Source organism: Nocardiopsis nanhaiensis, assembly GCF_054778635.1.
Window position 1 is genome coordinate 1 of sequence record NZ_BAAGZJ010000147.1, and the last position, 6,856, is coordinate 6,856.

Annotated in this window: 6 protein-coding genes; 5 read left to right on the forward strand and 1 reads right to left on the reverse strand. The window is 68.4% G+C overall.

The window, feature by feature from the left end:
* Window positions 1-274 precede the first annotated feature (274 nt).
* The gene (locus ACYVD1_RS34075) at window positions 275-1,546 is read right to left on the reverse strand and encodes an MFS transporter (RefSeq protein WP_460778604.1); all 1,272 of its coding nucleotides are present in this window, start codon (window positions 1,544-1,546) and stop codon (window positions 275-277) included.
* A gap of 189 nt (window positions 1,547-1,735) precedes the next feature.
* On the opposite strand from ACYVD1_RS34075, the gene ACYVD1_RS34080 reads away from it, so the two are divergent.
* The 5 genes from ACYVD1_RS34080 to ACYVD1_RS34100 all read left to right on the forward strand — a co-directional run bounded on the left by ACYVD1_RS34080 (window position 1,736) and on the right by ACYVD1_RS34100 (window position 6,725).
* Window positions 1,736-2,218: an Lrp/AsnC family transcriptional regulator gene (locus ACYVD1_RS34080; RefSeq protein WP_460778605.1), complete on the forward strand. Its 483-nt coding sequence runs from the start codon at window positions 1,736-1,738 to the stop codon at window positions 2,216-2,218.
* A 214-nt stretch (window positions 2,219-2,432) separates the two neighbouring features.
* The gene (locus tag ACYVD1_RS34085; RefSeq protein WP_460778606.1) at window positions 2,433-3,272 is read left to right on the forward strand and encodes an EamA family transporter; all 840 of its coding nucleotides are present in this window, start codon (window positions 2,433-2,435) and stop codon (window positions 3,270-3,272) included.
* Between the two features lie 86 nt (window positions 3,273-3,358).
* A complete protein-coding gene (locus ACYVD1_RS34090; protein ID WP_460778607.1) occupies window positions 3,359-4,027 on the forward strand; it encodes a hypothetical protein in 669 nt (222 codons plus the stop codon).
* Window positions 4,028-4,156: 129 nt separating this feature from the next.
* Complete coding sequence (locus ACYVD1_RS34095) at window positions 4,157-5,047, forward strand: amidohydrolase family protein (protein ID WP_460778608.1); 891 nt, start codon at window positions 4,157-4,159, stop codon at window positions 5,045-5,047.
* Between the two features lie 106 nt (window positions 5,048-5,153).
* The gene (locus ACYVD1_RS34100; protein WP_460778609.1) at window positions 5,154-6,725 is read left to right on the forward strand and encodes a long-chain-fatty-acid--CoA ligase; all 1,572 of its coding nucleotides are present in this window, start codon (window positions 5,154-5,156) and stop codon (window positions 6,723-6,725) included.
* Window positions 6,726-6,856 lie beyond the last annotated feature (131 nt).

Consider the following 6,856-nt stretch of genomic DNA (forward strand, 5'->3'; position numbering starts at 1 on the left):
GCGCCGTAGGCGTCCGTTGAGGGTTGGTGGCGGGCGACGAACGGGGGTGCTGCGCCGTAGGCGTCCGTTGAGGGTTGGTGGCGGGCGACGGGCGGGCGTATCCAGTGGTGCTGGCACAAGGCCGAAGCAGGAGTTCCCCTACTGTGCACTGCCTCGCAAGCTCGGCAGCATCGCACAGCGGGGGCCCGCCCGGGTTCGGCTGTCGACTGAGAGATGCGCAGTGACAGTGCCGCTGGGGCGACACGCAGCAGGGTACGTGCCCGCCGAACACGCCCTAGTCATGGAGGAGCTCGGCGGCGCGGCGGCCGGGATACCGGCCCTCCGCCGCGGCTTCGATGGTCCACGGAGTGCGTTCGACGTAGGCGACGACGAACGCCACGAGCAGCGAGCCACCCGCGACCACCACGTAGGACAGGGTCCAGCCGCCGGTGAGTTCGCCGAAGAGGCCGAACAGAAGCGGTCCCCCGAGCGCGATGCCGCTGCCCGCGCCCTGGACGAAGCCGGACAGGGCGGCGGCCCCCTGCGGGGTGGCGCTCCGGGCGTTGATCATGGTCATGGTGACCACGAACAGACTGGTGCCCAGGCCGAGGAAGAACACCCACAGCGGGGCGAGTTGAGGGGCCACGGCAACACCGAGGTACCCGACCGAGTAACCGACCAGTCCGAGGGCCACGATCGGGAAGGTGTTGGCCGCGCGCAGGGTGACCGCGGGCGCGACCAGGCCGAACAGCAGGCTGGCGCCGACCATCAGCGAGACCATGCTCCCGGCCATGGCGGGGCTGTGCCCCGCGTCGCTGAGCAGGGCGGGCAGCCAGGTGAACATCGTGAAGACGTTCCAGGTGACCATGCCGAACAGCAGGGCCATTCGCCAGGCCATACCCACCCGCCAGATCGGACGGGCCAGCGCGGCGCCGCCCTTGGGAAGCGCTGCTCTCGGGGCGCCGGGGCTCCGCCACTGGACCGTCCACAGCACGGCCGCGGCCAGCGCGATGAGGAACCAGGAGCCCAGGGCGACGCGCCATCCGGCGGCCTCGGCCAGGGGGACCGCGACCAGGGGAGGGAAGAGGGCACCGACGTGGATCGCGACCATCTGGACGGTACTGAGCGCGGCGAGCCGGTCCGGGAAGTACTGCTTGATGAGCGGCGGCAGCACGACGTTGCCCAGGGCAGCGCCGGTGAGCGCGACCCCGGTGAGCACCAGCAGGGTGCCGGTGTCCGGTGCGAAGGCGCGCAGGAACTGGCCCACGGCAGTGAGGAACATGCTGAGGGCCGCCGTGGCCTCGGGGCCCAGGCGGCGCATGATCGCGGGGGTGACCAGGCCGAAGACCGCGAAGGCGACCAGCGGCAGAGTACCGAAGACGCCGACGACGGTGGCGGCGAACCCGAACGCCTCTCCCACCGTGGTCAGCAGCGGGGACAGGGAGGTGACGACGAGACGCAGGTTGAGCGCCGCGCAGACGATGGCGACCAGGGCCAGGATGCGGCCCCGTAGTTCCGGACGCACCGACGGTTGGTCGGTGACGGCCGTTACAGAGGAAGGTCTCATGGTGACGGACGTCCCTTTGTTTTGCCTTGGTGCGACGCTGCACCTGAGCGGAGCCGACCGGCGGGCGACACTGCCTGCCAGAGGAAGGATCTCTTCTTGGCGCGCCAAATACGACCTTTTCGCTCAAATGTTAATCATGCTCCGGAGTCAAACACAACTTCCCGTATTAAATACGGGTAAACTCTGCCCATGGCTGATCTCGACGAACTAGATACGGCGATCCTGGCCGAACTGCAGTCAGACGCACGAAAAACCAACCGGGATGTGGCCGCGGCGGTGGGCGCATCGCCTACGACAACGCTGGACCGGACCCGCGCACTGCGAGAAAAGGGTGTGATTCGCGGCTCACTGCTGGACGTGGACCTCGAACGCATCGGCCGCCCGGTGCAGGCGCTCATCACGGTGAGTGTCGTGAAGCCCTCACGTCACAACATCGAGGCCTTCCGCGACTGGGTCCGGGCTCTGCCGGACACCCTGTCGGTCTTCGTGACCTCAGGGAACGAGGACTTCCTCGTCCACGTGGCGCTACCGGACAACAACAGCCTGTACGCCTTCGTCGTGGACAAGCTGACCGAACGCCCCGAAGTCGCCGACGTACGCGCCTCGATCGTCTACGAGCACCTGCGCAACAACCAGATCGACCCGGCCAACACCCATCCACCACTGACCTGAGCCCCCACGCGTCGCCGCACATCCCCGGTGCAGCGTGGAGCGGTGAAGCACAGGGGAGGCGGGAGCGTGGGGGAGGGAGAGCATGGAAACCGGGGTTGGCTGTCGACTGATGAGAACGCCGTGACAGTGCCGCTGGGGCGACGCGCAGCAGGGTGTGTGTCCGCCGAACATGCCCTAGCCTTGCGGGGACTTCTTCCCCTAGGCGAGACATCCAGTGACCACACCTATTGTTGTCGCGGTCCTGATCGCGGCGCTGCTCCACGCAGCGTGGAACGCGATCGCGCACGCGATCACGGACCGACTGCTCGGCTTCGCGTTGATCGGGCTCGGCGGCATGCTCGCAACCGCGCCGCTGCTGTTCGTGGTCGGGATGCCGCCGCGCGAGGCCTGGCCGCTCCTACTCGGGTCCCTCGCCACGCACCTGCTGTACCTCACCCTGTTGATGCTGTCCTACCGGACCGGCGACTTCGGGCAGGTCTACCCGCTGGCGCGCGGCACTGCCCCGTGGGTGGTCGCTGTCATCGGCGTGGTCCTGCTGGGGGAGAGGCTTCCTCCGTCAGAGCTCGCCGGGGTCCTGGTGATCTCGGGCGGCCTGATGGTGCTGGTGTTCGCGGGCGGCCTGCCCCGGCGCCAGCACCTGCCCGCGCTACTGGCCGCCTTCGCGACCGGGTTGGCCATCGCGTCGTACACCGTGGTGGACGCCTACGGCGTGCGCCTCACCCAGGACCCGGTCGGCTACATCACCTGGATCATGATGCTCCAGGGGCCCGTGTTCTTCCTGGTCGCGGTGGCCACGCGGCGACGGAAACTGGTCGAGCAGCTCCGACCGATCTGGAAGGTCGGCCTGATCGGCGGCGCGGTCAGCGCGGGCGCCTACGGCCTGGTCCTGTGGGCGCAGCTGTCGGGCGCGGTCGCGGGGATCGCGGCGCTGCGGGAGACCAGCATCGTCTTCGCCGCGGTGATCGGTCTGCTGTTCTTCCGGGAGCGCTTCGGCCCGGTCCGGATCATCGCGTCGGCCGTCGTCGTGACCGGTGTCCTGCTCCTGGCCCTCTGACCCCGCCACGGCCGGGTGCACCCGCCGGACCCAATTGAGTACACGTACTCAGCAACCAGTCCCCGCCGCCGGGGGTCCCAACGGGTATGCAGACGAAAAAGCGTTTCTCCGGCCCCGTTTCCCTCATCGCGACCCTCGGCGCAGGCCTGATGCTGACCGGCTGCGGCCTGGTGCCCGTCGGCTTGGCCAACACCGAGGGCCCCCAGGACAACGAAAGCGTCGAGACCCCCGTGGCCGACCCCCCGACCGATAACACCTCGGAGGGGCCGGACCCGGTCGAATCCGAGTCTGCTGCCCCTGGCAGCGAACCCCAGTGGCTGCCCGCCAGCGGCACCGAATGGACGAACAGCTACGACCCCGACAGCAACATGCACCAGGCCATGCTGGACGGTACCGGCTGCGACATCATCCTCCGCCAGGAGTCCGGGGCCGAGCAGGCACAGCAGAGCGGTCAGGAGCCCATGGACACCGTCGACCGGTTCTTCGACTCCGTCGCCGAGCAGGAGGGGACCCCGATGACCGAAGAGAGCACCGAGCCGTACGAGGTCATGGCGGAGTCGGGGGAGATGTACGAGTTCGAGACCAGGCAGGTCTCGTTCGACACCCCCGAGTTCAACCGCACCCTGCGGACCGGTACGCAGTGGATCGGCGACTCCGAGCTCATCATCAGCTCCTCCTGCCCCACCGACGAGTGGGACGACGCGCAACTGTCCATGTCCTTCTTCCTCACGGCGACCTCGATCGACCAGGCCTGACCAAGGCCGACCCCGCCCTCCTTCGCCCAACCGCGTCCGACCACGCCCGGCCGCGCCCCGGATTCATGTGCTCGACATTCCCGTGCCCCGGCCCAGAACGAGACTCGGGTCCGGCATAGAGTGGCCGATGTGACTGGAATCTCACCACTGTCCGGGGTCGACGAGAGCGCCGAGATCCGCCAGATCTGGCGCTCACTCGGCCTTCCGGGTCTCGTGGACGTGCACACGCACTTCATGCCCGACAAGGTTCTGCGCAAGGTCTGGTCCTACTTCGACTCCGTCGGGGAGGGCGTCTGGCCCATCAACTACCGGGTGGCCCAGGACGAGCGCGTCGACCTGCTGAGGCGGTTCGGGGTCCGGTACTTCACCGCGCTCTCCTACCCCCACCGGCCCGACATGGCCACCTGGCTCAACAACTGGGCCGCCGACTTCGCCGACCAGCACCCCGACTCGCTGCGCAGCGCCACCTTCTACCCCGAACCCGCCGCCAAGGACTACGTGGCCGAAGCCATCGGCTCGGGCACACGGATCTTCAAGGCCCACCTCCAGGTCGGGGCCTACGACCCCCGCGACCCCCTGCTCGCCGATGTCTGGGGTGCCCTGGCCGACTCCGGGACCCCCGTGGTGGTGCACTGCGCCTCCGGCCCGGTCCCGGGCGAGTTCACCGGTCCCGAACCCTTCGCCGGGGTACTCCGCGCCCACCCGGACCTGACCGCGGTGATCGCCCACGCGGGCCTACCCGAGTACACGGCCTTCCTGGACCTGGTCGAACGGCACGACCGCGTCCACCTGGACACCACCATGGCGTTCACACCCTTCGTCGAGAGCCAGTCCCCCTTCCCCCGCTCCGAGCTTCCCCGCCTCCGGGAGTTCGGACACCGGGTCCTCTTGGGTACCGACTTTCCGAACATCCCCTACGCGTACGTCCAGCAGCTCCGGTCCCTTGCCGACCTGGACCTGGGCGACGAATGGCTGAGGGGCGTACTGCACGACAACGCCGCCGGGCTGTTCGGTGTGTGACGTCCGCGCACCATGCTCCGCGCCGGGTAGCGCACAGCGCACCGCACCGGGTACCGAGCCGCACAGAGAGACCAGACCAGAAGAAGCACCACAGAGAGAGGCCACCATGGAACTCGCCCTGACCCCCCTGGAGTTCGCCCGTCGCACCCGCAGGCTGCACCCGCACCGCGAGGCCGTGGTCGACAGGGAGTTCCGGCTGACCTATGAGCAGTTCTTCGACCGCTGCGACCGCTGGTCGTCAGCACTCCAGGGCATGGGGGTGGCGAAGGGCGACCGGGTCGCCTACATCGCCCCCAACACCCACGCCCAGCTCGAGTCGTTCTACGCGGTCCCCCAGCTGGGCGCGGTCCTCGTGCCGGTCAACTTCCGTCTGACCGCCGACGACTTCGTCTACATCGTCAACCATTCCGGCGCCAAGGTGCTGTGCGTGCACGCCGACCAGCTCGACGCCGTCGACAGCGTGCGCGACCAGATGCCGGAGGTGGAACGGTTCATCGCGCTGGAGGGCGCCCGGCCCGGCTGGGAGGACTACGGGTCCCTGGTCGCCGCGGCCTCCCCCGACTACGAACGCCCGGAGATCTCCGAAACGGACCTCCTGACCATCAACTACACCTCGGGGACGACCGCGCGTCCCAAGGGTGTGATGATCAGCCACCGCAACGCGTACATGAACTCGGTGGGTACCCTGCTGCACCTGCGGATCGGGCTGGGCGAGAAGTACCTGTGGACACTGCCGATGTTCCACGCAAACGGGTGGACCTACACCTGGACGGTCACGGCGGCCGGGGGCACGCACGTGTGCCTGCCCGCCATGGATCCGGCGAAGGTGTTCGAACTCATCCGAATCGAGGAAGTCACCTGGCTGTGCGCGGCTCCCACAGTGCTGATCATGCTGTCCAACACTCCCGCTGAGACCCGCGGCTCGGTCCCGCCCGGCGTGCACGTGGTCACCGCCGGCGCCTCACCCGCGGCCGAGACCATCGAGCGGCTGGAAGGGGACTTCGGCTGGACCGTCACCCACGTGTACGGGCTCACCGAGACCACCCCGTTCATCACCGTCTGCGAGCCGTTGCCCGAGCACCGGGAGCTGTCCGCGCGCGAACGCGGCGCGGTCAAAGCACGCCAAGGCGTCGAACTCATCACCTCCGGTGAGCTGCGCGTGGTCGACGACGAGGGCGCCGTGGTGCCCAAGGACGGGAAGACGGTCGGCCAGATCACCGTGCGCGGAAACGTCGTGATGCAGGGCTACTACAACGACCCCGAGGCCACGGAGAAGGCGATGGGCGACGGCTGGTTCCGCACCGGCGACGCGGCAGTCACCCACCCGGACGGCTATGTGGAGATCCAGGACCGCCTCAAGGACGTGATCATCTCGGGTGGGGAGAACATCTCCTCGGTCGAGGTCGAGGGGGTCCTCCTCCGCCACCCGGACGTTCTGGAGGTGGCGATCGTGGGTGTCCCGCACGAGCGCTGGGGCGAGACCCCGCGCGCCTCCGTGGTGCTGCAGGAGGGTGCCTCGGTGACGGAGGAGGAGATCATCGCCTTCGCCCGCGACAACCTCGCGCACTTCAAGGCGCCCACCCAGGTGGAGTTCGTGGAACAGCTGCCCAAGACCGCAACCGGAAAGATCCAGAAGTTCGTGCTGCGCGGTGGAGCCTCCGCCGTCACGCGGCAGTAGGGCACTAGCTTGTCGTTTAACCTCGAGCCCGTGACCGCACAACATCTCGGTCACGGGCTTTCCCGTTCCCCGGACACAACAACGGCCTTCGCGTGATCATGTGCGCTGTCGAGACGCTGATGACCAACCCG

Excerpts from the sequence above, each read along its gene's own strand:
- ACYVD1_RS34075 (WP_460778604.1), bottom strand. The coding sequence starts at position 1,546 with ATGAGACCTTCCTCTGTAACGGCCGTCACCGACCAACCGTCGGTGCGT.
- ACYVD1_RS34080 (WP_460778605.1), top strand. The coding sequence starts at position 1,736 with ATGGCTGATCTCGACGAACTAGATACGGCGATCCTGGCCGAACTGCAG.
- ACYVD1_RS34090 (WP_460778607.1), top strand. The coding sequence starts at position 3,359 with ATGCAGACGAAAAAGCGTTTCTCCGGCCCCGTTTCCCTCATCGCGACC.
- ACYVD1_RS34100 (WP_460778609.1), top strand. The coding sequence starts at position 5,154 with ATGGAACTCGCCCTGACCCCCCTGGAGTTCGCCCGTCGCACCCGCAGG.